2 protein-coding genes are annotated in these 1,179 nt (G+C 39.9%); both read right to left on the bottom strand.

Features of this window, described 5'->3' with window-relative positions:
* Positions 1-111 precede the first annotated feature (111 nt).
* Positions 112-591 (bottom strand): hypothetical protein, encoded by a 480-nt coding sequence (locus DXC01_RS19930; protein WP_118699694.1) that lies wholly within the window; start codon positions 589-591, stop codon positions 112-114.
* A gap of 25 nt (positions 592-616) precedes the next feature.
* Positions 617-1,179 (bottom strand): pyridoxamine 5'-phosphate oxidase family protein (locus DXC01_RS19925; protein ID WP_279221590.1); only part of this gene is annotated, 563 nt, incomplete at its 5' end.

Here is a 1,179-nt window from a genome sequence, read left to right as displayed (position 1 = left end):
GAATCATAGTTTTATAAATGCTTACGATTTCTGCTTTTTGATAAAGTTAATGACATTGTTATAAATCAAGGGTTTTCGGCGTTTTTGATTTTCCGTAAATTACAAAGGGTATCAAATTTCATCAAATAACAACTCTGTCATTCCTAATGCCGCTGGAATTATCAGCAGCACGACTATCCATGCGCTCTGGAACAGTACCCAGGAAAGAATCGAAAGAATAAAGCAGACTACTATTTTCACACAGGCATCTGCTTTTATCTTTTGCTTTTTCAGCATTACGATGGAGGATATGAACAGGATCAGAAATATTACAAATAATAAAACAAGCCCTACTGCCACCAGAAAGGCTACAACTCCCGTCATTCCTCCAAGCAATGCTGTAAGCGAGCCTGGAAGTATAAGATATCCACTTATGTAGTCTCCGTTTTCTCCAGGGTTAGTTGCCAGATTCATACCAACCGTTGTAAGCTCTCCAGCATATCTGACAAGAAATAAAGATCCGATCCCAGCACAGAGAGAAAACATCATATAAACACCAATTAATATTGTGGAAATTAATGATCCCAGAGGGATTTTTTTATTATTCTTCATAGCATCTTCCCAGTTTTTATTTCATTCACTTCTCCTGAATCTCTTTACCGCTAATATGTTCAATGTCTATTTCAAAGAGCTGCACGGCTTTTCCTGAACGTTCGATTTCTTCGTCAATCAGCTGTTCATTTGGATAGTATTTTCTGGCGATTTTCTTAAGAATCTCTGTTGCTTCTGTGCCTTCTTCTAACAGATGACATCTGCCAAATACAACCGCACTTTGCACAAACGGTGCCCATGCTTCTTCCTCTTTTATGGTTTCATTTCCGTAAACGGTGAAGCATACTTTGTCACTGGCGCGCAGGGCATCAACTTTGTATCCGGCACGTGCTCCATGAAAATATATTTTCCCGGCATTTCTGTCATAAAAATAATTGACAGGAACTGCATAAGGATATCCGTCATCTCCATTTACCGCAAGTACGCCACGCCTGCTGCACTGCAAAAGTTCTTTCGCAGCATCAAGATCCATTTCTTTTTTCTTTCTTCGAATCGGTCTGAACATTGCTTTTCTCTCCTCATTCTTCTCTGTGGTCGAGTAGATACATCCGTTACCGAATGTATCCCTCACAGAATTCCGGACGTGCG

This window comes from Blautia sp. OM07-19, from assembly GCF_003481595.1.
Taxonomy (GTDB): Bacteria; Bacillota; Clostridia; order Lachnospirales; family Lachnospiraceae; genus Blautia_A; species Blautia_A intestinihominis.
This window is presented reverse-complemented; position numbering and strand designations above follow the sequence as displayed.

Excerpts from the sequence above, each read along its gene's own strand:
- DXC01_RS19930 (WP_118699694.1), bottom strand. The coding sequence starts at position 591 with ATGAAGAATAATAAAAAAATCCCTCTGGGATCATTAATTTCCACAATA.